The following is a 26365-nucleotide window of genomic DNA, read 5'->3' as shown; positions in this document are numbered from 1 at the left end:
GCGGGCGCTGGGCTATAATCCGGCGCCATGAACCCGCTCTCGCTGCTGCACCTCTCCTCCGGGCCGATCCGCAACCGTCTGCTGCGCGATCTCATCCTGCTGGTCGCCGGCACCGTCGGCCTGCTGGTGCTGATCAACGTGTTGCTGATCGACGACATCAAGCACGACCTCGCCGGCAACCGCATCGAGTCGGCCTCGGCGCTGGTGCGCGACGAGGTGCGCGGCCTGCTCCTCCCGGTGCAGCAACAGCTGCTGATCGTGCGCGACGGCATGGAGAGCGCCGGGCTCGGCCCGCTCGACGAACAAGCGCTCAACGAGCGTCTCACCCCCATCCTCGCCCACATGCCCCAGGTCGCCGGCGCCATCGAGGCCGGCGCCGACGGCGCCGAATACTTCCTCGGGCGCACCCGCGAGGGCTGGCTGACCCGGGTGCGCGACCCCGAGGATCCGCAGCGGCTGCGCATCACCCGCTGGGACGCTCAGCTCAAGGCGCTCGAGACCCGTGAACAGGGCAGCGATTACGATCCCCGCGACCGCCCCTGGTATCGCAACGCCACCGCCCACCCCGACACCCAGGTATGGAGCGCGCCCTACATCTTCGCCTCGCTCGGCGTCCCCGGCACCACGGTCGCGATCGCCCGCGAACAGGCGGGCGAGCTGCGGGTGAGCGCGCTCGACGTCACCCTCGAGCGCATCGTCGGCACCATCGAGGGGCTCGATCTGCCACCGGGGGGCTACGGCTTCCTGTTCAACGGCGACGGCGGCGTCTTCGTCCCCTCGCCCGAGGTCAGCGGCAGTCACGCCAGCGATCGCGCCGCCAGCTTCTTCTCCGCGCACGAGCGCCTCGGCGGCCCGCTGGCCTTCGATGCCGTGGCCGCCTGGAAGGACGCCGACCGTCCCGCCGACGGACTGGTGCGCTTTCGCAGCGGCGGACGCGACTGGTGGGGCGGCTTCCGCCCGCTGACCGACCATCCCGAGGGCGCCTGGGTCGCCGTCGCGCTACCGGTCTCGGCCACCCTCACCATCCTTCAGAGCCGCTGGCACATCGTCGCGCTCACCGCGTTCGCCATCCTCGCCGCCAGCCTCACCATGGCCTCGGTGGTGGTGCGCAAGTACAGCCGCCAGCTACGCGACCTGCCCAGGCTCACCATCGATCGGCGCCATCCGCAGCAGGACCTGCGCGAACTCATCCGCAGCGGCGAGGGCGCGCACCTGGAGTTCAAATCCACCATGCGGATGAATCTCCACACCAAGACCCCGGGCAAGGAGATCGAGCTGGCCTGGCTCAAGGGCGTGACCGCCTTCCTCAACACCGAGGGCGGCATCCTGCTGATGGGCGTGGCCGACGACGGCACCCTGCTCGGCATGGACGCCGACAAGTTCGAGAACGACGACAAGTGCCAGCTGCACTTCAAGAACCTGCTCAACCAGCACCTCGGCCCCGAATACGCCCGCTACGTGCGCTTCTTCCTCCTCGAGCTCGACGGCGTGCGTCTCGGTGCGGTCGAGTGCGAGCGCGCCGATGCGCCGGTGTTCCTCCACGACGACAAGAAGCGCGAGCTGTTCATCATCCGCAGCGGCCCCTCCAACATTGAGCTGTCGATCAGCCGTGCGCTGAAATACATCCGTACCCGCTTCTGAGTCCGGTCTCCACAATCTTTCCGCAATCCCTGCACCGAGCCTGCACCCGCCCCACCTAACCTGAAGGTGTCGGAGCAAACGGGCTCCACCGCCGCCCAGCGGCGCGCCCATTCCAACCAGCAGGAGCGCAGAAGATCATGAACACCCGACTCGACACCCCCCGCATCCGTGGCATCGCACTCGCCGTCGGCCTCGTCGTCGCCGCCCCGATCGCACTCGCCATGCCCTTCGGCCCCGGATACGGCTACGGCCCGGGCGACGAGTTACCCATGCCCATGGCGCGCATGGCCGACCGCCTCGACCTCGACGACGCCCAGCGCGACCAGGTCCGCGTCATCCTCGACGAGGCCCGTCAGGCCCGCGAGCAACAGCAGCTCGAGACCCGCAAGCGCATCAACGAGCTGCTCACCGACGCGCAGCGCGCCGAGCGCGACCGGCTCAGCGAGCGACGCATCGAACGCCGCGTCGACCGACTCGACGAGCGCGTCGGCCTCACCGCCGAGCAGACCCAGACGCTCACCGAGCTGTTCCAGCGCCAGCACCAGCAGCTCGACCTCACCCGCACCGAGCTGCGCGAGGCGGTCGCCGAGATCCTCACCGAGGAGCAGCGCGCCGCCCTCGACACCCCGATGCAGCGCCGCGGCCACCACGCGCCGATGCGCCACCACGGCCCGGGCCCGATGCCCGGCGGCTACCCGATGATGCCCGGTGATTGCGATCGGTTCTGAACACTAATCCATCACCGCAAAAGAAAACCGGCGCACCCTCAATGGGCACGCCGGTTTTCATCAAGCAAGCATCTCGCACGTTCGATTTCGAGCCTTGCGGCGGCCAAGCGTATTGCATGCGTCTTAATGCTCATTGTGATTTATTGAGCATTGCAGCCGTAGCGATCCGCCATCAGCTGCTCGACGCTCGGGCGTTTTAATCCTTGTTGTAGTGAATTGAGCATTGCGGCATACAGGCGGGTGTTGTGCGCGGCCTCGGACTGCTCGTTTCAATCCTTGTTGTAGTGGGTTGAGCATTGCGGCCCGGCGCCGCGCCATGGAAACACGCTCGCAGTGGCTGTTTCAATCCTTGTTGTAGTGGATTGAGCATTGCGGCGAGCACGCGCAACGCGAAGGCCACGCCCTCGGCGGGGTTTCAATCCTTGTTGTAGTGGATTGAGCATTGCGGCTAGCGCTGAGGTGAGCAGCCACGGCTGGTATGTCACGTTTCAATCCTTGTTGTAGTGGATTGAGCATTGCGGCCTTCTCGCGCGCCCAGTTCTTCTACATGCTTAGCCGGTTTCAATCCTTGTTGTAGTGGATTGAGCATTGCGGCGCTAACGGCGCTGGTCCGGCTCACCCCGTCCATGGTGTTTCAATCCTTGTTGTAGTGGATTGAGCATTGCGGCCCTCGTCTACGTGCAGGCTGGCACGGCCTATGCGACGTTTCAATCCTTGTTGTAGTGGATTGAGCATTGCGGCGCCATCTCGTAGACGCAACGGTAGCCGGGAGACAGCTGTTTCAATCCTTTTTGTAGTGGATTGAGCATTGCGGCCAAGTTTGCCCTTTCGTACGCCAGGTAGGTAGTCGCGTTTCAATCCTTGTTGTAGTGGATTGAGCATTGCGGCCGGCCGCAAGCAGCCGCTTTGTCAGGGTCGAGCTGAGTTTCAATCCTTGTTGTAGTGGATTGAGCATTGCGGCTGGTGCGCGGGGCGCATGCTCGCGCCTTCACCGTGGCGTTTCAATCCTTGTTGTAGTGGATTGAGCATTGCGGCCAGCGTATGCGGCTGCTTGGCTCTCCAGCTTACCCCGGTTTCAATCCTTGTTGTAGTGGATTGAGCATTGCGGCGTGCCGCAATAGTCCGCAGCCGGTGCCGACATAGTGGTTTCAATCCTTGTTGTAGTGGATTGAGCATTGCGGCGCTTTACGATGTCGGGGACCGCCTCAAACTCTGCGGGTTTCAATCCTTGTTGTAGTGGATTGAGCATTGCGGCGTACGTCCGTGACACGTCGACATGCGTGGCTGTGGGGTTTCAATCCTTGTTGTAGTGGATTGAGCATTGCGGCGCCAGCACCACCACCAGCAGCGGCGCGCACGCAGGGTTTCAATCCTTGTTGTAGTGGATTGAGCATTGCGGCTGCAGCTCGGCAAGATCGTGCTGCACCTGACTGAGGCGTTTCAATCCTTGTTGTAGTGGATTGAGCATTGCGGCCTGCCGACGGGGCGGCTCATGCGGCGCAGGCGGGAGGTTTCAATCCTTGTTGTAGTGGATTGAGCATTGCGGCGCATGGAACGGGAACCGCACACCATGATGACGGACGGTTTCAATCCTTGTTGTAGTGGATTGAGCATTGCGGCCGCAAACTCTCTAAAAAAGCATAAAATTCAGTTACATAACCCTGAAAAACAAGTGCTCTAAAAGTGCGTTTCAGAGTGGGAATCGGCTTAAAAACACCTGAAAAAAGCGCTCCCCGCATCGAAAAAACTCACAAAAAATCAAAACATTCAAAGACTTGCAACACACGCGCGATCAAGCGCAGATATTTTTGTAACAGCAGTCTTCACAACGCAGGGGCGAGCGGGTACGCGCCGGTAGTCTGCCTGTCTCGATGATATCAAAGATCTCGTCAATCAGATGCCGGGTCTGCGTGATCCTCACCGTGCTCACGGGCACTTCGATCAGATGGCTGCCGTCGCGAATATAGGCGACGAACCCGCGCTCGACCGGCAACCCATACGTCTCGGTGATCAGCATCGCATACAGCAGGATCTGTGTTTCATGGGTCTTGAACACCTGTTCGCGGCGCGGGGTGTATTTGTAGTCCAGTGGCGCCATGGTGCCGTCGGCGAGCCACAGCACCTCGTCGACGATACCGCGCAGCCGCAACCTCGGCGATGCCAGATAGACCTCGGTTTCGCGTCGGGTGGCGCCGATGCGCCGACGCAGATAATCGCGATTCTCGACCGAGCGGCGCCGATGTACCTCGCGCCCACGCAACACCTTGTAGCGCTGGTCTTCGTGCTGGGCGATGTGCTGCACGTTCATGAACCAGGTGAAGCGTGGGCAATAGACGTGTTCGAGCACCTCCGACGGCGTCACCATCGGCGTCGTCTCGGTGTCGTCGGACCACTCGCTCACAGGAACAGCGCCCGCACCTGGTCGGTCACCAGGCGCTTGTCGAAGGCCTGACCGAGCACCACCACCTTTCTGAAGTCGCTCTCGCACAGCGGGAAGATGTAGACCGAATCCACCTCGGAATCGATCTGCTCCTCGACCTGCAGCCGCAGCTCGTCGAGCCGGTTACGCTCGATGGTGCCGAGGAACACCGATTTCTGTACTCGGTAGAGACCGGCCTCCTTGCACAGCTTGGCGATGCGCCCGCGCGGCTTGTCGGCGACGATGTCGTAGATGATCCACACCAGGGTCTCAGTCGTCTTCATCAGGCCCCCTCCCGATCCAGTCGTTGGCGAGTCGATGGCAGTCGAGCTGTACGCTGTCGCGTCGCTTGATGCGACGGTTGCGATAACGGATCTGCTCATCGAGATGGGCTCCGAAGCGCTCCATCAGCACCGCCTTGCCCTGCTTGTTGAGGATCAGCCCGTTGTGCAGCGGGTCGAACAGCTCGGGCTTGACCTTGCGCGCGGCGAACAGCCCGACCACGGTCTCGTCGGCCCAGATGCGATAGCACTCGATCAGGTCGAAGACCAGCGACTTCTTGCGGTAGTGGTCGGTGTGAACGAAACCGACGTAGGGGTCGAGCCCGGCGAGAATGCAGGCGCGCTCGACGGTACCGTAGAGCACCCCGTAGCTGTAGTTGAGCAGGCAGTTGAAGGGATCGCGCGCGGGGTTGCGCGAACGCGCGTCGAAGCGCTGCGACTCGGGCAGCAGCAGATTCACCGCCTCCCAGTAAGTCCGCCCCGCCCGTCCCTCGATCCCCATGATGGTCTCGCGCTGCGCATCGAGCAGCCCGTCGAGCGCATCGAGCGCGTCGCGATGAACGCGCAGCGCCTCGATGCGCCGGGTCAGCTCGGCGCTCAACCGGCTGCGCCGCGAGCGCGCCTCGCCGAGAAAGCGGATCTGGTTGTCGAGCTTGCGCACGACCCAGCCGAGCGCCAGGCGCAGGCCCGCCTCGGTATCGGCCAGCCGTAGCTGGGCACGGCGGATCGCGGTGGTCGAGCCGGGACGCCCATGCCAGACCCGCGCGTAGGGATCACCGACGCGGTCGAGGAAGACGATATCGATGTTCTTCTCGATTGCCAGCTGAATGGCATCGGTCGACAGGCTCGCCCCGGTGGTGATGAGGATCGAGCGTACCTTGCGTGCGGCGACCTCCTGCTGCTGTTCCTTGATGCGCACCACGAACAGCTCGCCCCGGCGGTGCAGATAGGTCCCGAAAGTGGTGAGGATCAACTCCATCGATCGACTCCCGGACACAGGCCCGAACAACGCTCAGCCAAGCAGTGACGGGGCACACCCGCATGATCCGCCCCAAGACGTCACTCGCTGGCGACGAGACAGCCATAGCCGTGGCTGACGGCATGCCCACAGGCCATGCCGTCGGGCAGCACGGCGTTGGTGGCGAACTCACCGACCAACCCGAGCAACCGCTCACCCTTGTAGTGACAGGTGCGCCGGCGGTGGGCGATGAAGGTCACATAGAGCCGCTCCGGGAAGGTGACCCCCAGACCGCGCAACGTCACCAACAGGCTCGCGGTCAGCAACCGCTCGCACTCACGGCGCTGGGCCGGCGCGTCGAGCTGGCGGTAGCGCCGATAGTTCTCCTGGTTGAACAGCAGCACCGGGGTATCGAACCGATAGCGCAGCAGCCGCGTCGCCACGCCGAAGGTCCCGGTCCCGGCGCGCACCGTGGCATCGGTCACCTGTACCGGCTCGTCGCCGAGGCGCAGCCTCAGATCGAGCCAGGGCAGATCAAGCAGCCGTTGCGCCGCTTCGGCCCAACCCACCACCAGCCCCTGCCCCGCGTGCCAGCGGTACTGCACCCGGGGATAGCGAAAGAGCGGCCGACCGGTGGCCGGGTCGTGCTGGTGGAAGAGCGCGTCCTCGCGAAAGGCGTTACCCAGCGCACCGCGTAGCTGGCGGATACGCGGCTCGGCCTCGCCGCTGAGTTCGCGATCCCAGCGCAGACCGATCCGAGCCTGGGGGATCTCGGCTAGAAGATGCATGATGAGTCCTCGATGGGTAGTGCGACGAAACCGGCGGCGCGATCATAGGTCGCGGGACCGGCCTCGATGCGGTTGATCTCGTCGCGGTCGATCCCCTCGCCATCGCGGACATGGACCTGGATCACCCGCTCGTGGAAGGCGCGTTTGAAGGCGCGGAAAGCGCGTTTCTGCTCGGCCGGTCCGAGCGTCGGATCGTCGCGCAGGGCGCGGTAGCGCGCCCACAGCCGGGCATCGGCGGGGCGACGCACCACGAACAACGCCACCAGTGCCGGCGCCGACTCGATCAGCCGAAAACCTTGCTCGACCCCGAGCAGGTCACCGCGCGCGAGCAGCTCGTCGACCCGCGTCTGGTCCTGACGTGCCCAGCAACCGCTGAAATAATCCTGGCTGAGGCTGAGGAACTCGGCCTCGTCCCAGTAGGCGCGCGTGCCCAGACAGCCCTGGGTGACATCGATCAGCGCCGCGTCGTAGACACGCCGCCACAACGGCTCGCCGGGGGTGCCATCGGCACGCGTGGCGCACAGCTGCCACAGATGGACCTCGCCGGTGCCATCGGCCTCGGCGTGACGGTTACAGCGACCGGCGGCCTGGATGATCGAGTCGAGCGGCGCCAGATCGCGATGCACCACCGGGAAGCTGAGGTCCACCCCGGCCTCGACGAGCTGGGTGGCGACCACCACCACGGGCTCGCCACGCGCGCGCAGGCGTTGGATCAGACGAATCCGCACGCGTCGGTCGAACGGGGTGAGATCGGTCGAGAGCGCCACCAGCGGCTGTCCTGGGAGACGCTCGCGCAGCTGCACGAACAGCGCCCGCACCGCCCGGCGACGATTGAGCACCACCAAGGTGGCGCGCCGATCATCGGCCAGCGCCGCTGCCAGCCGCTCACCGAAGGCATCGAGGGTAAGCGGTTCGCGGTGATGGGCATGGAGCCGGGTGCGGGCGAGCGCGCGGAAGTGGGCCTCGTGGTCGGGCAACAGCTCAACCGCGTCACCCGGACGGAAGATCAGCGGCCGGGTCGCGGTGAGCAGCACGATGCGCGCGCCATAGACACGCGCGGCGGTCATGAACAACTGCCGTAGCGCCGCCCAGTAACGCAGCGGCAACGCCTGCACCTCGTCGAGCAGGATCAGCGCACCGGTCAGCTGACCGGCGCGCTTGAGGTTGGCGTTGCGCGGACTGAGCAGGGTGTAGAGCAATTGATGGAAGGTGGTCACCACCAGCTCGCTCTGCCAGGTCTCGACCAGCAGGGCGCCGGCGCCATCGGCCTCGTACTCGTTCTCGGCGTCGCGATAGCGCGACTCGCTGAGGTGATGGTGCTTGAGCAGCAGGTCCTCGCGCACGTCCAGCCCGGACTCGGCGAGCACGCCACGCAGCACCGCATGGTTCTGATCGATCACCGAGGTGAACGGCAGACAATAGATGATGCGGGGCGCCACCGCGTCGCGTCGCTCGATCAACGCCCGCAACCGCAGCGCGGCATCGAGCAGGCTCAGGGTCTTGCCCGCCCCGGTCGGCGCGGTCAGGGTCAGCAGTGGCGCCTCGGGGTGCGCCGCCCAGGTGGCGGTGACGGTCTCGGCGATCTGCGCGCGACGGGCATCGAGCGAGTCGGGCGCGGGCGCGACCTCGAAGTGGCGCGCCTTGTAGCGGCTCACCGCATCGACCGGCAGCACCTGACGCTGACGCCGCGCGCCAGCCAAGGCGGTATCGGTCTTGTCCAGCGCCAGTAGCGCGCCGAACCCGGCGAGCAGTGACAACGCCTCGTCGAGCGTGGTGAGGGCACGGCGTAGTCGCGAACCGGCCACCGCCCGCCCGCGCAGCCCCGACTCGATCGTTTCGGAATCGGGGATCGACAGCGGCGCGGTGAGGTGGAGCCGCTCCAGCAGCCAGCCATGGATGCCCGCCAGATCGAGCGCGCCGAGCTGGGTGCGCAACACGCAATCGGGCTCGGCGAACGCGGCACGGGTCCGCGCCAGGAGCTGCGACCAGTGATCGAAGGTGAGTGCGCCATGATGGCGCCGCACCGCGATGAACAACGCCAGCCGCTGCCACAACGGCCAGTCGAGCGCACCGCTGTAGTGCCAGGCGAGCAGCGCGCCCAACTCGGCATGATGACTGAGCGCCGAGCGGCGCCCCCGGCCGAGCAGATAGTCCTGGAACCAGGGGGTCGCTTTGCCGATGTCATGGAACAGGCCAGCGTGATAGGCGAGCGCACGGATCTCGGGGCGCGCGCCGGGGGCGATGCTCGCCGCCGCGCGCTCGGCGACCCGCTGCAGATGCGCGGGCAGCGGGTCGCCCGGGTGGGCCAGGGTCTCAGAGAAAGGCGATGGTCTCGGTGTCGCGGACATGCAGCATTCCCTCCGTGGCCTGGACCCGGATCGGTCCACCGTCATCGGCCACCACCACCTCGCGATAGCGGTGCACCACCCGCTCAGGGTCCATCAGCGTCGGTATCCGCACCCGACGATAGAGCCGGTCGTCGTCATAGTGCACCTTGAGCCCATCACCGATGGGCACCGCGCTCGCCACCCGGTACGTCCCCGCCGGTAACGCCCGCGCCTCGCCGGCAGCAACCCAGCGGGTCTCGGCCAGACAGGCGGCGAGCCCCAGACAGGGGGTGTAGACGCTGTATCCGTCGCGCAGCGACTCGGCCAACCGCGCCGCCTGGTCTGCATCGAGCCCGCCGACATGGATGCGGAAACAGGGATCGCGGAGGAACTCGCAGTTGACCTGGGTATGGGTATTGGCCCCGGCGCGCGGACGGAAGAAGGCGTCGGTACCGTCCTTGGTCTGCAGCAGGTTGAGCGCCGCGCGCATCACCCGCAGCGGCGCGCGCAACCCCACCGCCACCTGCACCCGTTCCCAGCCGAGCGCGGCGTGGTAGTCCTCCTTGCCGAGGCCGAGCACGGCACCGAGCAACCCGAGCACCGCCGGGGGCGGCAGCAGCGGATAGCTCACCGGGCTCATCGCCGAGTAGGGCTTTTTGAACAGCGCAGACTCGCCGCTGAGGTCGAAGGCCAGGACCTGCATGGCTAGAGCTCCAGCGCCTGGGGCTCCAACCCGGCGGCACGGGCGAGCGCGATGAAGTCATCGACCTGCTCACCGGCGCGGCAACGCAGTCGCGCATCGGCCATCACCCGCAGTCCGGTGAGCCTCGACATCGCCGACCAGCCCTGGAGCAACTCGCCGACATCGAGGGTGAAGTCGCGGGTCGAGCGCAGCGCGGTGTCCTCGCGGTCCTGGTCGGCGAGCGCGATACGCCGAGGCAGCGCGCCCAACCGATATCCGGGCTGATACTCGGCAACGACCAGCAACAGCGGATCGTGACCGAGCTTGGAGTGAGTGTTGAGATCGGCGGTGCCGCGCCACAGCGCCGCAAGCAGGGCATCGAGGTCCGCCGCGCTCATCCGCGTGCTGCGCGCGGCCGCCTCGTTGACCACGCCATAGGCCGCGATCAACGCATAGGGCAGCAGCCAGCGCTCGGCGAACGACTTCTGGTTCGACTTGGCATTACCGGCGTAGGCTGCGGTCTGCTGCACCAGGGTCGGACTGACCCGGTGCAGCGAGCGGTTGAAGGCGGCGAACTGGGTCGCGCCGGTGAGCTGCAACGAGGGCTCGTTCTTGCCCAGCGGCAGGGTGGCGCCGAACAGTCGCGCATCGATACAGCCACTGAGCACCGCCTCCTCCAACGCCTGCCGCTTGGCCTCGCCCTTCTTGTCCCGCGCCACCTCTTTCAGGAACTGCTCGGCGCGATCCTTCCCCTCGCAAAGGTGTCCGTCGGCCTTGAGGGTGTCGCGGATCAGCACCTCGCGCCCGGCGGCGAGGCGACGCTCGACATCGGGCTCCTGGGCGAGGAAGTAGTCGCGCACGGTGCGTTTGATGCGCACGTCGCTGACCGTCGCCTCGCCGGTCTCGGGGTCGGTGCGCGGACGGTTCTCGTCGAGCGGGTCGCCATTGGGGTTGCAGTCCCTGGCCTCGTAGACGAACAGAATCTCGTAACGATTGGTGATCGGTTGCATGGTGTGGTCCTTGCGCGATGCGATGAACGATGGCTCAGGCGACGGACTCGGCCGCCGCACGGTCGAGCTGGCCGATGCGATAGGCGAGGCTGTAGCCGAGGGTGAAGGCGAAGGTGGCCTCCTCGTCGCTGATCGACCAGCTGTCGCCACAGTGGATCCAGGCGTTGGCAAGATCGGGATCGAGTCCGGTGATGACATAGCCGAGCTTGTCGTACTGGGCGAGCTTGGCGTGCCCCTCGCGATAGAGTCGGCGCAACTGCTCGCGGGTGAGCACGCGACCGACGAACTTCTTGGCGAAGGGCGCACCGCCTCGCTCCTGGTGCTGCACCGAGGTGACCTGCGCGACATAGCAACCGGTGAGGAAGGCCACCACCAGCTCGGGGCGGTGGAAGAAGTCTTGGTGCTCGCGCACATAGCGCCCATAGGCACTGTCCGGGATGACCTCTGACATGACGGGGTGCTCCTTCACGGATGGGGGGACGATCAGGCCGGTGCGCCGGGCGAAGCGGTACAGTCCCCAAGCCTGACGGGTGGTGTAGTGCAACAGTTTCGGATCGCGGCGACCGATGGCGACCAACCGCGCCACCAGGGCGTGGAGGAAGTGGCGCCGATCGATCGCGCGGGCGGCGAAGAGCGCGGTCAGCCAGTCGCGCACCGTCTCGTCGCTCGGCTTGAGACCGGCGTCGGAGAAGTCGCGGAAGGTATTGGCGGTGATCCGCAGCGGCTTGTCCTCCTTCTTGTCGACCTGGATCAGATCGGGCGCCGCGGCGATCTCCTTCACCGCGCGGTGCAACGCCCGCAGCCGGCTCGGCAGGAGCTGCTGCACCTCGGCCTGGACCCGCCAGGCGGCGTTCTGCTTCTTGTAGAACACCAGCGCGAAGGCGAGCTGGTCGCCACGCGCGGCGAATTCGTCGACCAGCTCCAGCTCGTCGGCGACCAGATCCGCGGTGCGGTCGAGCCGGTAGCGCTCCGGGTGCTGCTCCAGGCGCCAGCCCAGCTCCTCGCGCACCTCGGGATCGTTGCTGTAGGGGAGGATCAGATAGGTCTGACCGGCCATGGTGGCGCTCAGCCGACCCTCGACGAGATTGATCGTGTCGGTGATACGCAGCGCGCAGTCGCCGCAGACCGGGAAGTTGCGATGCGCCGCGTCGGCGCGGAAACCACCGGCGATGCTGCCGGGATTGTTGAGGTTGTAGCAGGCGAGCACCGAATAGTTACCGTAGACGGTCCGCCCCGCGCCGCCGCAGACGGCGCAGCAGCCCGACTCGCGCACCCCGCCGCCGGCGAAGGCCCGCAGCGCCTGACGCACCAACACCTCGCGCACCGCCGGCCAGCCGTACACCGGCGCCATCGCTGCATCGGCCCAGTAGAGATAGCCGCGATGGTCGGCGTCCTCACCGGCCGCCGCGCGCGCCTCGCGCACGGCGGCGAGGATGGTCTCGGGCTCGCGCTCGAAGGTTGCAAGCGTCGCCGCGAGCCAGTCGCGCCCTTCGGCCGAGACCTCCTCGGCCTCGGCGAGCTGGACGACCGCGCGCTTCAACCGCGCCAGGGTCTTGACCGAATCCGTGCCGGAGAACTTGCAGCATGGGGTGAGGTCGGTGCCGTTCGGCGGTCCCGAGCGATAGACGACCCCCTGGTTGCCGTTGTAGGGCTTGCACCCGACCCAGCCGCCGGCTGCGTCGAAGCACAGCGCCTGCCCGCGGTCGTAGTTCTCCGGCATGCCCTCGTTGAGTCGTTCCCAGGCGGCGCGCTCGGGCAGGCAGCGGCTGAACTCGTAGAATCGTTGAAACATCCCTGGTTCCTCTTCTGCGCAGCGCGGTCTCCGTGACGGCCATGCAACTACGACGACCTCGCCGAGTCCATCGCCACAAGCTTGCCGAAAGACCGTACACATCCCCATGCTATACCATCGCGTGACACCATCGATTGGCCCCGGTCAATCCCGGCAAGGCATCGCTCCGTGCCGATCGCACCACACCCCGACCCCGACGCCCCGGCAAACACCCGGGGCGTCGCCGATTCAGGACACCGCAACCCCGTGAACGACACCATCCGCCTGCGCGGCGTGCGCCAGAACAATCTCAAGGACCTCGACCTCGACCTGCCGCTCGGCGAGCTGACGGTGGTGACCGGGGTCTCGGGCTCGGGCAAATCGTCGCTGGCCTTCGACACCATTTATGCCGAGGGTCAGCGCCGCTATGTCGAGACCTTCTCGCCCTATGCGCGTCAGTTCCTCGACCGCATGGACCGCCCCGCCGCCGAGCGCATCGAGGGCATCCCACCGGCGATCGCCATCGATCAGACCAACCCGGTGCGCACCTCGCGCTCGACCGTCGGCACCATGACCGAGCTCAACGACCACTTGAAGCTGTTGTTCGCGCGCGCCGCGCGGCTGTTCTGTCACGGCTGCGGTCGGGCGGTGCGGCGCGACCGCCCCGAGGACATCTGGGCAAGCCTGCTCACCAGCCATCACGACGCGCGCGCGCTGATCTGCTTCGAGGTCGAGGTGCCCGAATCGCTGGGGTTGGAGCAGGTGCGGGCGATGCTCGCCCAGCAGGGCTATGTGCGGCTGCTGGAGGAGACCGATACCCGCATCACCGTGATCCAGGATCGGCTGCGGATCGACCCCGAGCAGCGCGCGCGCGCCCTGGAGGCGCTGGAGGCGGCGCTGGAGAAGGGCCACGGCCGGGTGCAGGTCCACCCGCTCGATGCAGCGCGCGCGCCCGGCCCGGCGCTGCGCTTCTCCGCCGAGCTGCACTGCCCCGACTGCGACATCCGCTATCGCGAGCCGAGCCCGGGGCTGTTCTCCTTCAACTCGCCGGTGGGGGCCTGCCCGAGCTGTCGGGGCTTCGGGCGCACCATCGGCATCGACTGGGACCAGGTCGTCCCCGATCCCGCCAAGACCCTGCTCGGCGGCGCGATCAAACCGATCCAGAGCGACAGCTATGCCGAGGTCCAGGACGACCTGCTGCGTTTCGCCCACGCCCGCGGCCTCCCCACCGACATCCCCTGGTCGGCGCTCACCGCGGCCGACCGCGACTGGGTGATCGACGGCGAGGGCGAGTGGGAGGACGGCGTGTGGTACGGGCTGCGCCGCTTCTTCGCCTGGCTGGAGGGGCGCAGCTACAAGATGCACGTACGGGTGCTGCTCTCGCGCTATCGCGCCTACGCGCCCTGCAGCCAGTGCAACGGGGCCAGACTCGAAGACGAGGCGCTCGACTGGCGACTCGGCGACACCGCACTCGCCGCGCGCACCCTGCCCGTGGCGGCGCGCTTCCGTCACGACCGCGTCAGCATGGAGGCGCAACGCTGGGCGGCGCTGCCGGGGCTCGCGCTGCACGACCTGATGTGTCTGCCGCTGGCGCGACTGCGCGACTTCTGCGACGCGCTCACCCTCGACGCCGGGCTCGATCAGGCGCTCGACCAACTGCTCGGCGAGATCCGCGCGCGGCTGCGCTATCTGTGCGCGGTCGGGCTCGGCTATCTCACCCTCGATCGGCAATCGCGCACCCTCTCCGGCGGCGAGGTACAGCGCATCAACCTCACCACCGCGCTCGGCACCTCGCTGGTCAACACCCTGTTCGTGCTCGACGAGCCGAGCATCGGGCTGCACCCGCGCGACATGGCACGACTGGTCGCGGTGCTGCAGCGGCTGCGCGCGGGCGGCAACTCGCTGCTGGTGGTCGAGCACGACCCGCAGGTGATGCTCGCCGCCGACCGTATCGTCGACATCGGCCCGGGGCCCGGCGAGCACGGCGGCGAGGTGGTGTTCTCGGGCAGCCCACAGGCACTGCTCGCGGCCCCCGACTCGCTCACCGGCGACTATCTCGCCGGGCGCCGCCGCGTCGCCCCGGAGCGCGCGGCGCGCCCGATCGACGAGGCCACCCGCTGGCTGCGCCTGCGCGGGGCGCGCGCGCACAACCTCAAGGGGGTCGATGTCGACATCCCGCTCGACCGGCTGGTGGTGCTCACCGGGGTCTCGGGCTCGGGCAAGTCGACCCTGCTCCACGAGGTGCTCTATCGCGCGCTGTGCCAGCGCAAGGGCCACCCCGACGGCACACCGGGGGCGTTCGAGAGCCTCGCGGGCGATGACGCGATCGGCGACGTCAGCCTGCTCGATCAGTCGAGCATCGGGCGCAGCTCGCGCTCCAACCCGGCGAGCTATGTCGGCGCCTTCGACGTGCTGCGCAAGCGCTTCGCCCGCGCCCCGCTGGCCGCCGCGCGCGGCTACACCGCCGGCACCTTCAGCTTCAACAGCGGCGACGGGCGCTGCCCGGGCTGCGGCGGCACCGGCTTCGAGCACGTCGAGATGCAGTTTCTCGCCGACGTCTATCTGCGCTGCCCGGACTGCGACGGGCGTCGTTATCGCGACGAGGTGCTGGAGGTGCGCCTGCCCGGCGCCGATCCCGAGGCGCGCCCGCGCTCGATCGCCGAGGTGCTGGAGATGACCGCCACCGAGGCGCTCGCCTTCTTCGCCGGCGATGCCGAGATCGCCCGCGCCCTGGCCCCGCTGCAGGCCGTCGGGCTGGGCTATCTGCGACTTGGCCAGCCGGTGCCGACGCTCTCCGGCGGCGAGGCGCAGCGGCTCAAGCTCGCCGCCCATCTGGGTAAGCGCGCGCGCCGGCGCAAGGACGCGCCGGGGCTGCTGTTCCTGCTCGACGAGCCGACCACCGGGCTGCACTTCGCCGACATCGCGGTGCTGCTCGAGGCCTTCGAGCGGCTGATCGAGCAGGGTCACTCGCTGCTGGTGATCGAGCACAACCTCGACGTGATCGGCGCCGCCGACTGGCTGATCGACCTCGGTCCCGAGGGCGGCGAGGACGGCGGTGAACTGGTCTGCTGCGGCACGCCCCGGCAGGTCGCCGAACACCCCGGGAGCCACACCGGACAGGCGCTGCGCGAGAGCTGGGCCGCGCCCCAGATGATCGCCGAGAGCGGCGTCGACGATCAGGCCGTGACCGCGCCCGCGGCGATCGAGATCCGTCACGCCCGCGAGCACAACCTCAAGGATCTCACCCTGTCGATCCCGCGCGACCGGCTCACGGTCATCACCGGGGTCTCGGGCAGCGGCAAGAGCACCCTGGCCTTCGACATCCTCTTCGCCGAGGGCCAGCGGCGTTATCTGGAGTCGCTCAACGCCTATGCCCGCCAGTTCGTGCAACCGGCCGCGCGCGCCGAGGTCGATGCCATCCACGGCATCCCGCCGACCGTGGCGATCGAGCAGCGCACCAGTCGCGGCGGGGCGAAGAGCACCGTCGGCACCCTCACCGAGATCCATCACTATCTGCGCCTGCTCTATGTCCGTCTCGGGGTGCAGCACTGCCCCGACTGCGGGGTGGCGATCGAGCCGATGTCGGCGGCGGCGATCCTCGCCCGCATTCTCCGCGAGCACCGTGGTGAGCGGGTGGAGTTGCTGGCCCCGTTGGTGAGCGCACGCAAGGGCATCTACAAGGAGCTGGCGGCCTGGGCCGCGGGCAAGGGCTGGCAACGGCTGCGGGTCGACGGCACGGCGCTGCCGACCGATCCCTGGCCGGTGCTCGATCGCTTCCGCGAGCACGACATCGAGCTGCCGCTCGGCGCGCTGCGGGTCGATCCGGCGCACGAGGCCGAGCTGCGCGCCGCGCTCGATCAGGCGCTCGAGCTCGGCAAGGGCGTGGTGCGGGTGGCGCGGCTCGACGCCGCCGGCGACTGGGGCGCCGAGCAGGTCCACTCCACCGCACGGGCCTGTCCCGACTGCGGGCGTGCCTTCGCCGAGCCCGACCCCCGGCTGTTCAGCTACAACTCGCGTCACGGCTGGTGCCCGAGCTGTCTCGGCAGCGGTCGGCTGATCGCCGGGCTCGACGACAGCCACAGCGGCGAGGAGGCGCAGTGGCAGGAGGGCGAGATCGGCGCGGCCGCGGTCTGTCCGGCCTGCGACGGCGCGCGGCTCAACCCGGTGGCGCGCGCGGTGCGTTTCCACGACCAGTCGATCGACGGGCTCTCGGCGCTGAGCGTCGAGCGGGCGGCGGCCTGGCTCGATGCGCTGGTGCTCGATGCCCGTGAGCAGGCGATCGCCGGCGATCTCATCCATGAGGTGCGCGACCGGCTCGCCTTCCTCGCCGAGGTCGGGCTCGGCTATCTCGGACTCGACCGCGCCGCGCCCAGCCTCTCCGGCGGCGAGGCCCAGCGCATCCGTCTGGCCGCGCAGCTCGGCTCCAACCTGCAGGGGGTGTGCTACGTGCTCGACGAGCCGACCATCGGTCTGCACCCGCGCGACAACGCCCTGCTGCTCGCCAGCCTCGAACGGCTGGAGGCCAAGGGCAACACCATCGTGGTGGTCGAGCACGACGAGGAGACCATCCGTCGCGCCGGTCATGTCATCGACCTCGGCCCCGGCGCCGGGGTACGCGGCGGCCAGGTGATCGCCGAGGGCGACGCCGCGGCACTGATCGCCAACCCCGACTCGCTCACCGGGCGCTACCTCGCCCGCGCCCACGGTCGCGACCGCCCGCCGCGCCCCGCCCCCGGCGAGCGCCAGCGGCTGCGCGTCGAGGGCGCGCACCGCAACAATCTCCGCGACCTCGACGTCGAGCTGCCGCTGGGACGGCTGGTGGCGGTCACCGGGGTCTCGGGCTCGGGCAAGTCGACCCTGGTGCGCGAGGTGCTCGGCGCCACCCTCGGCAACCTGCTCGGCGCCGATCGGCCGACGCGCGCGCGCAAACGCGACCTGATCGGCTGTCGCGCGATCCACGGCTGGCAGGCGCTCACCCGGGTGCTGGAGGTTGATCAGACCCCGATCGGGCGCACCCCGCGCTCCTGTCCGGCGACCTATGTCGGCATCTGGGACCGGGTGCGGCGGCTGTTCGCCGCCACCCAGGAAGCACGCATCCGCGGCTGGAGCGCGGCGCGCTTCTCCTTCAACACCGCCGGCGGGCGCTGCGGCGCCTGCGACGGCCAGGGGGTGCAGCGCATCGAGATGAGCTTCCTGCCCGACGTGCGCATCCCCTGCGAGCAGTGCGACGGCAGCCGCTTCGACCGCGAGACGCGCGCGGTGCGTTATCTCGGGCTCGACATCGGCCAGACCCTGGCGCTGAGCGTCGACGAAGCGGTCGAGCACTTCGCCGCCCACCCGGCGATCCATCACCCGCTGACCCTGCTGCAGGACGTCGGGCTCGGCTATCTCACCCTCGGCCAGCCGAGTCCGACCCTCTCCGGCGGCGAGGCGCAGCGGCTCAAGCTGGTCACCGAGCTGGCGCGCGCGCGTCCCGGCGCCGATGGGCTGACCGACCGCCCCACCCTCTATCTGCTCGACGAGCCGACGGTGGGGCTGCACATGGCCGATGTCGAACGTCTGCTCGGGGTACTGCAACGGCTGGTCGACGCCGGGCACAGCGTGGTGGTGATCGAGCACAACCTCGACCTGATCGCCGCCGCCGACTGGGTGCTCGACCTCGGCCCCGAGGGCGGCGCGGCCGGCGGACGGCTGGTCGCGACCGGGACGCCGGAGACCATCGCCGCGCACCCCGAGCTGCCGACCGGGGCGGCGCTGCAGGCACACCTGGACTGAGCCGCGCCGTCAATCACATTGAGTGTGCGCGGGAACTCCCCGACTGCGATCCGTCAAACCCTGCGCGACGCAAAGCTGGCACACTGCCCAGCCCGCAGCTGCCAAGACATCAAGGAGATATCGCCCGATGAAGACATTGATCCAGTGGTCCCTCGCTCCCGCCCTGCTCATCGCCGCCGGCGCACACGCCGAGACCGCGCCAGATCCGCGCGTGGCCGAGGCCAAGACGCTCATCCAGCAGTTCGCCGGCACCCTCCAGGGCGAGCTCAAGGAGGCGCTCGAGGCCGGCGGTCCGGTACGCGCGATCGAGGTCTGCGAGGAGCGCGCACCGGTGATCGCCGACGAGCTGAGCGCGCAGAGCGGCTGGTCGGTCGGGCGCACCAGCCTCGGGGTGCGCAACGCCGCGCGCAACACCCCGGATGCCTGGGAGCGCGAGATCCTCGACCAGTTCGAGGAGCAGCGCGCCGCCGGCGAGTCGGTGGCCGGTCTCGCCCACGCCGAGGTGGTCGAGGATGAGGACGGCCGCCGCTTCCGTTTCATGAAGGCGATCCCCACCGCCGAGGTCTGTCTCGCCTGTCACGGCGATCACCTCACCCCCGAGGTGGCGGCCGCCCTGGACGAGCGTTATCCTGAGGACAACGCGCGCGGCTACCGCGCCGGCGACATCCGGGGTGCCTTCACCCTGGCCAAGCCACTCTGATACCTATCGCGCCCGGCGCCCGTGCGCCGGGCGCACGCAGGTGCGAGCCCATGGCCGACGAACTCTTCGATCTCTGCTATACCGGCGCCATCGCCACCGACGCCGACCCCGCCCAGGTCCGCGAACGGCTCTGCGCCGTGTTCAAGCTCGCCGGTCCCGGCTGCGAGCGGCTGTTCAGCGGCAAGCGGGTGGTGGTCAAGCGCGGCGTCGACGCCGCCACCGTCGCCCAGTACCGCCAGGTCTTCAGCCGGGCCGGCGCGGTGCTGGAGGTGACCCCGAGCGAACGCGCCGCCCCCGCCCCGCAACCGGTGCGCCCGGCGCCCGACGGCCCGGTGGAGGACCCCGCCGGCTCCCCCGAGACCCTCGCCCGGATCGATGGCGAGGCGCTGGCACTGGCCCCACAGGACGGCTTCCTCGAACCCTCGCGCACGGTTAAGATGCCCGCCATCGACACCAGCCACCTGACCCTGGTGCAAGGCGCCGATTGGACCCTGGCCGATTGCGAGCCGCCGCCGACGCCGATCCCGACGCCCGACATCGATCATCTCTCGCTGGTCGACATCGAGCCCGAAGAACAACGACAGGAACGCAGCGACTGACCCCTCCATGACCATCGACTTCGAGCATCTCGTCATCGGCGCCGGCATCAGCGGACTCGGCGCCGCGCACTTCTCCGCACGCCGCGGCCACTCCACCCTGGTGCTGGAGGCGCGCGATCGCGTCGGCGGCTGCATCAACAGCCAGGCCTTCGAGGACCAGGACGGTTTCTGGGTCGAGTCGGGCGGACATACCTGCTTCAACAGCTACGGCAACCTGCTCACCATCCTCGACGATCTGGGGCTGACCGCGCTGGTCCAGCCCAAGCTCAAGGTCGGCTATGCGCTGTGGCAGGACGGCAAGCGTCGCCCGATCCGTTCGGCGCTGCACCTCGGCGAGGCGATCCGCTCGCTGCCGCGGATGTTCCGCGAGCCCAAGGCCGGACGCAGCGTCGCCGACTACTACAGCGCCATCCTCGGCCGGCGCAACTACGACGACCTGTTGCGTCACGCCTTCCAGGCGGTGATCTGCCAGCCCGCCGACGACTACCCGGCCGAGGCGCTGTTTCGCCGCAAGCCGCGGCGCAAGGAGGTGATCAAGGCCTTCACCTTCCCGAGCGGGCTCTCGACCATCCCCCAGGCGATCGCCGATCAGCCGGGGATCGAGGTGCGCACCGGCCAGGAGGTCGAGCGCATCGCGCGTACCGACGCGGGCTTCCGGGTCCACCTCGCCGATGGCGAGAGCATCGGCGCCGCCCGGCTCACCCTGGCGGTGCCGCCGCCGGTGGCCGCCGCGCTGATGCCCGAGGGCTTCGAGCAGGCGCGCGCGGCGATCGACGGCATCGGCATGGCCGAGATCGAGACCCTGGTACTGGTGTTCCGCGCCGCCGAGGTCGACATCAAGCCGATGGCCGGGCTGATCGCGATCGAGGACGCCTTCTACTCCTCGGTCTCGCGCGACTTCCTCCCCGATCCCGAGCTGCGCGGCTTCGCCTTCCACTTCCGTCCCGGCGCACTCGACGCCGAGGCCCAGATCGCGCGCGCCTGCGCCACCCTCGACCTGCGCCCCGATCAGGTGCTCGACCAGGCGCGGGTGCACAACCGTCTGCCGGCGCTGCGCGCCGGTCACGCCGAACGGGTCGCCGCGCTCGACGCCGCACTCGCCGGCACCCCGCTGGCAGTCACCGGCAACTGGTTCCTCGGCGTCTCGATCGAGGATGCGCTCACCCGCAGCCGCAGCGAACACGACCGCCTGTTCGGGGCCTGATGACCAACCACCCGTTCGCACAAGGAGCCGCCCGCATGCGCAAGCTGCTGACCGCCATCGCCCTACTCGCCCTGAGCGCCCCGCTCGCGGCCGAGGTCATCGGCAGCGTCTCGACCAAGTTCAAGATCCTCGGGCCCAACGACAAGATCGTCGTCGAGGCCTTCGAGGACGAGGACATCCCCGGTGTCGTCTGCTATATCAGCCGCGCCAAGACCGGCGGGGTCTCCGGCGCGGTCGGGGTCGCCGAGGACACCTCGGACGCCTCGATCGAGTGCACCCAGGTCGGCCCGATCACGCTGCCCGACGCGGTGCGCGACGGCAAGCAGGACGGCGAGGAGGTGTTCAAGAAGCGCACCTCGCTGCTGTTCAAGAGCCTGCAGGTGGTGCGCTTCTACGACGCGCCGCGTCACGCCCTGGTCTATCTGAGCTACAGCGACAAGATCATCGAGGGTTCGCCGAAGAACAGCATCTCGGCCGTCGCCATCCAACCCTGGCCGAACCAGGCGCGCTGAAGCGATGATGATCAGCCGCCCCCACCGTCTGCTCCCGCTGCTGCTGCCGCTGGCGCTGCTGCGCCCGGCTCCCGCGCTCGCCGACAACGCCTTCGTCACCGACCCCGAGGCGCCCACGCCCTCGAGCGTGCGCGAGGGCGTGCGCTGGCAGGAACGCGCCACCCCGCCGCCGCCCTGGCCCGAGGAGTCCGACCTGATCGAGCTCGAACTCGATCGACCGCATGCCGGTTTCCGCTATTTCATCGATGGCCGTCACCTGCAGATCGGCGACGACGGCGTGGTGCGCTACACCCTGGTCGCCCAAGGGCCGAGCGGCGCCCGCAACCTCTCCTTCGAGGGGCTGCGCTGCACCCCGCGCGGCACTTACAAGACCTACGCCTACGGCGCCGCCGGGCGCTTCGTACTGCTCGACGAGCCGCAGTGGCAGCCGCTCGGCGAGCGCGACCACGAACGCTTCCGCAAGGCGCTGTGGCGTCATCACTTCTGCGTCCCGCGCGGCTTCGCCCCGCGTCCCCGCAAGGACATGATCCGCTCGCTGCAGGGGCGCATCGCCCCCCTGCAGAACAGCGGCTTCCTCACCGACTGAGGGCGCGCGGACCGCGCGCCGGTCGCCGCCGCGCTGGAAGCGGTATGCGGCAGTCGCCATATCCGACCCTATGTTGCACAGGATTCACAGGTCCCCCGATGTCGAACCCCCTGCTTGAAACCCAGACCCTGCCGGCCTTCTCCCGGATCGGCCCGGAGCACGTCGAGCCCGCGCTCGACGCTCAGCTCGCCGAGTGTCGCGCACTGATCGAGCGACTCACCCGCGAGATCGCGGTGCCGACCTGGGAGAACTTCATCGAGCCGCTGGAGGAGAGCGAGGACCGGCTCGGCCGGGTCTGGTCGCCGGTCAGCCATCTCAACAGCGTGCTCAACAGCGAGGCGCTGCGCACCGCCTACAACGCCTGTCTGCCCAAGCTCAGCGACTATGGCACCGAGGTCGGGCAGAACGAGGCGCTGTTCCGCGCCTATCGCGCGGTGGCCACCCAGGAGCATCTCGACGCCGACCAGCGCCGGGTGCTCGACAACGCGCTGCGCGACTTCCATCTCTCCGGCGTCGACCTGCCGGCCGACAAGAAGGCCCGCTACAAGGAGATCAGCCAGTCGCTGAGTGCGCTCACCAGCAAGTTCGCCGAGAACGTGCTCGATGCCACCAACGCCTGGGAGCTGCACCTGGAGGACGAGTCGCGCCTCGCCGGGCTGCCCGAGTCGGCGCGCGCGCTGCTGCGCCAGAACGCCGAGCAGCGCGAGCTGCCGGGCTGGCTGCTGACCCTGCACATGCCGAGCTATCTGCCGGTGATGACCTATGCCGACGACCGCGAGCTGCGCGCCGAGTGCTATCGCGCCTTCGCCACCCGCGCCTCGGACCAGGGCCCGCACGCCGGTGAGTGGGACAACAGCGAGATCATGGAGCAGATCCTCGCGCTGCGTCACGAACAGGCCCAGCTGCTCGGCTTCGCCAACTATGCCGAACGCTCGCTGGCGACCAAGATGGCGCGCACCCCGGAGGAGGTGATCGGCTTCCTCGGCGATCTGGCCGAGCGCTCGCTGCCGCAGGCGCACCGCGAGCTCGACGAGCTGACCGCCTTCGCCCGCGAGCACCACGGTGTCGACCAGCTCGAACCCTGGGACGTCGGCTACTACGCCGAGAAGCTGCGCCAGCACCGCTACCAGATCAGCGACGAGGAGCTGCGTCCCTACTTCCCGCTCTCGCGCGTGCTCGACGGACTGTTCGGCGTCGCCGAGCGGCTCTTCGGGGTGCGCTTCCAGGAGGTCGAGGCGTTCGACACCTATCACCCCGACGTGCGCTTCTTCGAGATTCGCGACGCCGAGCACGGCGCGCTGCGCGGTCAGTTCTATCTCGACCCCTTCGCCCGGGCGCACAAGCGCGGCGGGGCCTGGATGGACACCTGCAGCGATCGCATGCACAGCGCCACCCGCGACCAGATCCCAGTGGCCTATCTGGTGTGCAACTTCGCCCCGCCGGTCGGCGCGCGCCCGGCGCTGCTCACCCACGACGAGGTCGAGACCCTGTTCCACGAGTTCGGCCACGGTCTGCACCACCTGCTGACCAAGGTCGACTATCCGGCGGTGGCCGGGATCAACGGGGTGCCCTGGGACGCCGTCGAGCTGCCCAGTCAGTTCCTCGAGAACTGGTGCTGGGAGCGCGAGTCGCTGGACCTGTTCGCGCGCCACTGGGAGACCGACGAGCCGCTGCCCGAGACCCTCTACCAGCGCATGCGCGCGGCCAAGCACTTCCAGTCGGCGATGCAGATGGTGCGTCAGCTCGAGTTCGCGCTGTTCGACTTCCGCATCCATCTCGAATACGACCCGGCACGCGGCGGGCGCATCCAGGAGATCCTGCAGTCGGTGCGTGAGCAGGTCGCGGTGATCCACCCGCCGGCCTTCCACCGCTTCGCCCACGGCTTCTCGCACATCTTCGCCGGGGGCTATGCCGCTGGTTACTACAGCTACAAGTGGGCCGAGGTGCTCTCGGCCGACGCCTTCTCGCTGTTCGAGGAGCGCGGGGTGTTCGACCCCGCCACCGGGCGCGCCTTCCGCGAGCACATCCTCGAGCGCGGCGGCGCCGAGGACGCGATGACGCTGTTCGTGCGCTTCCGCGGGCGCGAGCCCGACACCGAGGCGCTGCTGCGTCAGTCCGGGATCGCGGCATGAAGTACCGCGACCTGCGCGACTTCATCGCCCAGCTCGAGGAGCGCGGCGAGCTGGTGCGGGTGCGCGAGCCGGTCGACCCGCACCTGGAGGTGACCGAGATCTGCGACCGCACCCTGCGCGGCGGCGGTCCGGCGCTGCTGTTCGAGCGCCCCAAAGGCTCGGAGATCCCACTGCTCGGCAACCTCTTCGGCACCCCGCACCGGGTGGCGCTGGGGATGGGCGAGGACTCGGTCGAGGCGCTGCGCGAGGTCGGTCGGCTGCTCGCCTTTCTCAAGGAGCCGGACCCGCCGAAGGGGATGAAGCAGGCCTGGGAGAGCCTGCCGATCTTCAAGAAGGTGCTCGACATGGCCCCCAAGGTGCGGCGCAACCCGCCCTGCCAGGCGCACCAGCTCAGCGGTGAGGCGGTCGATCTGGGGCGCCTGCCGATCCAGCACTGCTGGCCGGGCGATGTCGGTCGTCTGATCACCTGGGGGCTGGTGATCACCCGCGGTCCGGAGAAGCCGCGCCAGAACCTCGGCATCTATCGCATGCAGGTGCTCGATCGCAACCGGGTGATCATGCGCTGGCTGGCACACCGCGGCGGCGCGCTCGACTATCGCGACTGGCAGCGCGCCCACCCCGGCAAGCCCTTCCCGGTGGCCGTCGCGCTCGGCGCCGATCCGGCGACCATCCTCGGCGCCGTCACCCCGGTGCCCGACACCCTCTCGGAGTATGCCTTCGCCGGGCTGTTGCGCGGCAGCCGCACCGAGCTGGCACGCTGCCAGGACTCCGACCTGCAGGTCCCGGCGAGCGCCGAGTTCGTGCTCGAGGGCCATATCCATCCCGACGACATGGCCCCGGAGGGCCCCTTCGGCGACCACACCGGCTACTACAACGAGGTCGACCGCTTCCCGGTGTTCACCATCGAGCGCATCACCCATCGCGAGCGCCCGATCTATCACAGCACCTATACCGGCCGGCCGCCCGACGAGCCGGCGATCCTCGGGGTGGCGCTCAACGAGGTCTTCGTGCCCATCCTGCAGAAGCAGTTCCCGGAGATCGTCGACTTCTACCTGCCGCCCGAGGGCTGCTCCTACCGCCTCGCGGTGGTGAGCATCCGCAAGCAGTACCCGGGACACGCCAAGCGGGTGATGATGGGGGTGTGGTCCTTCCTGCGCCAGTTCATGTACACCAAGTTCGTCATCGTCGTCGACGAGGACGTCTGCACCCGCGACTGGAAGGACGTGATCTGGGCGATGACCACCCGGATGGACCCGGCGCGCGACACGGTGACGATCGAGAACACCCCGATCGACTATCTCGACTTCGCCTCGCCGGTCTCCGGACTGGGCTCGAAGATCGGCTTCGACGCGACCAACAAGTGGCAGGGCGAGACCGACCGCGAGTGGGGCGAGCCGATCCGCATGGACGAGGCGGTGCGCGAGCGGGTCGACCGCATGTGGGATCGGCTGGGCATCGAGCTGCCCGAGGCGTGAACGGCAGGATGGCGCTCGTCCTGAGCGCCCTCCCCGACGCCCACCGACCGGCTGGCCGGTGGGCGTGGGCATGGTTGCGGCGGGATCAGTAGCGCCCCCCTCCACGCGGGCGCTCCGCCCGCGGCCTGGCCTCGTTGACGGTGAGCTTGCGACCCTTCATGTCGCTCTCGTTGAGGGCCTTGATCGCGGTGTCAGCCTCCGAGTTGTTGGGCATGTCGACGAAGCCGAAGCCCTTCGACTGACCGGAGAACTTGTCCTTGATCACCTCGGCGCTGGCCAGTTCACCGAATCCGCTGAAGATGTCCCTCAGCTCGTCATCGGTCACGCTATAGGGGAGATTTCCTACGTAGATCCTCATCGCTATCTCTCGGGCTCGTGTGTGTTGATCGAACGAAAACTGCCGGTCGGCCAACACACAAGCCATCCCGACAGTGGACGATGTCCAAGCCCGCGGCCCGGCGAGGAAGGCGCTTCCTCGGGGATCACGACCGGCCAATGCGTACACCAAAAGTGAAAAGACGCGCGTTCGGGAGAGAGGGAGCGATGCGGGGATAAGGATGGGAGCGCATCCGGCGCTCGACACCGACCGAGCTGGAGACGGTCAGGCTAAGCGATCAGGAGAGTTCGGATCCCAAAGGAAAAACCCGTAGACACTCCGACGTGTCTTTAACACTTGAATGCTCGCTTGGGGTAGTTCGAGATCCTGGCAGGCGCCGCGATTGACTCTGGTGGAAAGCTAGTGGATCGGGAACGGGGCGTCAACCGAGAGACCATAGA

General features: G+C 68.4%; 19 protein-coding genes and 1 CRISPR repeat array. Of the genes, 10 read left to right on the top strand and 9 right to left on the bottom strand.

What is annotated here, in order from left to right; genetic code table 11:
• Window positions 1-27: 27 nt before the first annotated feature.
• Both EBL85_RS09235 and EBL85_RS09230 read left to right on the top strand, forming a co-directional pair.
• On the top strand, window positions 28-1641 hold the full coding sequence (locus EBL85_RS09235) for an RNA-binding domain-containing protein (RefSeq protein WP_123142756.1): 1614 nt from the start codon (window positions 28-30) through the stop codon (window positions 1639-1641).
• 137 nt (window positions 1642-1778) lie between these two features.
• Complete coding sequence (locus EBL85_RS09230; protein WP_123139621.1) at window positions 1779-2369, top strand: Spy/CpxP family protein refolding chaperone; 591 nt, start codon at window positions 1779-1781, stop codon at window positions 2367-2369.
• Window positions 2370-2489: 120 nt separating this feature from the next.
• Window positions 2490-3989: a CRISPR direct-repeat array (repeat unit 37 nt; unit sequence GTTTCAATCCTTGTTGTAGTGGATTGAGCATTGCGGC).
• Window positions 3990-4161: 172 nt separating this feature from the next.
• Here the strand turns inward: EBL85_RS09230 and cas4 are convergent.
• The 8 genes from cas4 to EBL85_RS09190 form a co-directional block, all read right to left on the bottom strand.
• A complete protein-coding gene (gene cas4, locus EBL85_RS09225; RefSeq protein ID WP_132228860.1) occupies window positions 4162-4770 on the bottom strand; it encodes a CRISPR-associated protein Cas4 in 609 nt (202 codons plus the stop codon).
• Entirely contained in the window at window positions 4767-5072 is a 306-nt protein-coding gene (gene cas2 / locus EBL85_RS09220) for a CRISPR-associated endonuclease Cas2 (protein WP_123142755.1), read from the bottom strand. Before cas2 ends, cas4 begins: the two co-directional genes overlap by 4 nt.
• Entirely contained in the window at window positions 5059-6048 is a 990-nt protein-coding gene (gene cas1, locus EBL85_RS09215; RefSeq protein ID WP_123142754.1) for a CRISPR-associated endonuclease Cas1, read from the bottom strand. Before cas1 ends, cas2 begins: the two co-directional genes overlap by 14 nt.
• A gap of 80 nt (window positions 6049-6128) precedes the next feature.
• The gene (locus tag EBL85_RS09210) at window positions 6129-6815 is read right to left on the bottom strand and encodes a CRISPR-associated endonuclease Cas6 (protein WP_123142753.1); all 687 of its coding nucleotides are present in this window, start codon (window positions 6813-6815) and stop codon (window positions 6129-6131) included.
• Complete coding sequence (cas3, locus tag EBL85_RS09205) at window positions 6803-9163, bottom strand: CRISPR-associated helicase Cas3' (RefSeq protein WP_123142752.1); 2361 nt, start codon at window positions 9161-9163, stop codon at window positions 6803-6805. The genes EBL85_RS09210 and cas3 overlap by 13 nt, the downstream gene beginning before the upstream one ends.
• Window positions 9129-9845 carry a type I-B CRISPR-associated protein Cas5b gene (gene cas5b, locus EBL85_RS09200; RefSeq protein WP_123142751.1) on the bottom strand — a complete coding sequence of 239 codons (717 nt, stop codon included), beginning with the start codon at window positions 9843-9845 and terminating at the stop codon, window positions 9129-9131. Before cas5b ends, cas3 begins: the two co-directional genes overlap by 35 nt.
• A 2-nt stretch (window positions 9846-9847) precedes the next feature.
• On the bottom strand, window positions 9848-10834 hold the full coding sequence (cas7b, locus tag EBL85_RS09195) for a type I-B CRISPR-associated protein Cas7/Csh2 (protein ID WP_123142750.1): 987 nt from the start codon (window positions 10832-10834) through the stop codon (window positions 9848-9850).
• A gap of 34 nt (window positions 10835-10868) precedes the next feature.
• On the bottom strand, window positions 10869-12626 hold the full coding sequence (locus EBL85_RS09190; RefSeq protein ID WP_123142749.1) for a TM1802 family CRISPR-associated protein: 1758 nt from the start codon (window positions 12624-12626) through the stop codon (window positions 10869-10871).
• 246 nt (window positions 12627-12872) lie between these two features.
• Here EBL85_RS09190 and uvrA point away from each other — a divergent pair, with 246 nt between their 5' ends.
• The 8 genes from uvrA (at window position 12873) to ubiD (ending at window position 25588) form a co-directional block, all read left to right on the top strand.
• A complete protein-coding gene (gene uvrA, locus EBL85_RS09185) occupies window positions 12873-18380 on the top strand; it encodes an excinuclease ABC subunit UvrA (RefSeq protein ID WP_123142748.1) in 5508 nt (1835 codons plus the stop codon).
• 127 nt (window positions 18381-18507) lie between these two features.
• Window positions 18508-19080, top strand: a complete 573-nt coding sequence (locus EBL85_RS09180) for a DUF3365 domain-containing protein (protein WP_123142747.1) — start codon at window positions 18508-18510, stop codon at window positions 19078-19080.
• 50 nt (window positions 19081-19130) lie between these two features.
• Window positions 19131-19679 (top strand): hypothetical protein, encoded by a 549-nt coding sequence (locus EBL85_RS09175; protein WP_123139610.1) that lies wholly within the window; start codon window positions 19131-19133, stop codon window positions 19677-19679.
• Window positions 19680-19686: 7 nt separating this feature from the next.
• Window positions 19687-20883, top strand: a complete 1197-nt coding sequence (locus EBL85_RS09170) for an NAD(P)/FAD-dependent oxidoreductase (RefSeq protein ID WP_123139609.1) — start codon at window positions 19687-19689, stop codon at window positions 20881-20883.
• A gap of 35 nt (window positions 20884-20918) precedes the next feature.
• On the top strand, window positions 20919-21395 hold the full coding sequence (locus EBL85_RS09165) for a CreA family protein (protein WP_123139608.1): 477 nt from the start codon (window positions 20919-20921) through the stop codon (window positions 21393-21395).
• A gap of 4 nt (window positions 21396-21399) precedes the next feature.
• Entirely contained in the window at window positions 21400-21981 is a 582-nt protein-coding gene (locus tag EBL85_RS09160; RefSeq protein ID WP_223806107.1) for a CNP1-like family protein, read from the top strand.
• A gap of 98 nt (window positions 21982-22079) precedes the next feature.
• Window positions 22080-24113 (top strand): oligopeptidase A, encoded by a 2034-nt coding sequence (gene prlC / locus EBL85_RS09155; RefSeq protein WP_123142746.1) that lies wholly within the window; start codon window positions 22080-22082, stop codon window positions 24111-24113.
• Window positions 24110-25588: a 4-hydroxy-3-polyprenylbenzoate decarboxylase gene (ubiD, locus tag EBL85_RS09150; protein WP_123142745.1), complete on the top strand. Its 1479-nt coding sequence runs from the start codon at window positions 24110-24112 to the stop codon at window positions 25586-25588. The genes prlC and ubiD overlap by 4 nt, the downstream gene beginning before the upstream one ends.
• 85 nt (window positions 25589-25673) lie before the next feature.
• Here the strand turns inward: ubiD and EBL85_RS09145 are convergent, their stop codons facing one another.
• Entirely contained in the window at window positions 25674-25946 is a 273-nt protein-coding gene (locus tag EBL85_RS09145) for an RNA-binding protein (protein WP_005224745.1), read from the bottom strand.
• Between the last annotated feature and the right edge of the window lie 419 nt (window positions 25947-26365).

The organism is Marichromatium sp. AB32, assembly GCF_003718675.1.
GTDB classification, from domain to species: Bacteria; Pseudomonadota; Gammaproteobacteria; order Chromatiales; family Chromatiaceae; genus Marichromatium; species Marichromatium gracile.
The sequence above is the reverse complement of the archived record's forward strand: the minus strand, read 5'-3'. Positions and strand labels throughout refer to the sequence as shown.

Excerpts from the sequence above, each read along its gene's own strand:
- EBL85_RS09230 (WP_123139621.1), top strand. The coding sequence starts at position 1,779 with ATGAACACCCGACTCGACACCCCCCGCATCCGTGGCATCGCACTCGCC.
- EBL85_RS09145 (WP_005224745.1), bottom strand. The coding sequence starts at position 25,946 with ATGAGGATCTACGTAGGAAATCTCCCCTATAGCGTGACCGATGACGAG.
- EBL85_RS09235 (WP_123142756.1), top strand. The coding sequence starts at position 28 with ATGAACCCGCTCTCGCTGCTGCACCTCTCCTCCGGGCCGATCCGCAAC.
- cas3 (WP_123142752.1), bottom strand. The coding sequence starts at position 9,163 with ATGTCCGCGACACCGAGACCATCGCCTTTCTCTGAGACCCTGGCCCAC.
- EBL85_RS09190 (WP_123142749.1), bottom strand. The coding sequence starts at position 12,626 with ATGTTTCAACGATTCTACGAGTTCAGCCGCTGCCTGCCCGAGCGCGCC.
- EBL85_RS09165 (WP_123139608.1), top strand. The coding sequence starts at position 20,919 with ATGCGCAAGCTGCTGACCGCCATCGCCCTACTCGCCCTGAGCGCCCCG.
- cas5b (WP_123142751.1), bottom strand. The coding sequence starts at position 9,845 with ATGCAGGTCCTGGCCTTCGACCTCAGCGGCGAGTCTGCGCTGTTCAAA.
- ubiD (WP_123142745.1), top strand. The coding sequence starts at position 24,110 with ATGAAGTACCGCGACCTGCGCGACTTCATCGCCCAGCTCGAGGAGCGC.
- cas7b (WP_123142750.1), bottom strand. The coding sequence starts at position 10,834 with ATGCAACCGATCACCAATCGTTACGAGATTCTGTTCGTCTACGAGGCC.
- EBL85_RS09180 (WP_123142747.1), top strand. The coding sequence starts at position 18,508 with ATGAAGACATTGATCCAGTGGTCCCTCGCTCCCGCCCTGCTCATCGCC.
- prlC (WP_123142746.1), top strand. The coding sequence starts at position 22,080 with ATGTCGAACCCCCTGCTTGAAACCCAGACCCTGCCGGCCTTCTCCCGG.
- EBL85_RS09175 (WP_123139610.1), top strand. The coding sequence starts at position 19,131 with ATGGCCGACGAACTCTTCGATCTCTGCTATACCGGCGCCATCGCCACC.
- EBL85_RS09210 (WP_123142753.1), bottom strand. The coding sequence starts at position 6,815 with ATGCATCTTCTAGCCGAGATCCCCCAGGCTCGGATCGGTCTGCGCTGG.
- cas1 (WP_123142754.1), bottom strand. The coding sequence starts at position 6,048 with ATGGAGTTGATCCTCACCACTTTCGGGACCTATCTGCACCGCCGGGGC.
- EBL85_RS09160 (WP_223806107.1), top strand. The coding sequence starts at position 21,400 with ATGATGATCAGCCGCCCCCACCGTCTGCTCCCGCTGCTGCTGCCGCTG.
- cas2 (WP_123142755.1), bottom strand. The coding sequence starts at position 5,072 with ATGAAGACGACTGAGACCCTGGTGTGGATCATCTACGACATCGTCGCC.
- EBL85_RS09170 (WP_123139609.1), top strand. The coding sequence starts at position 19,687 with ATGACCATCGACTTCGAGCATCTCGTCATCGGCGCCGGCATCAGCGGA.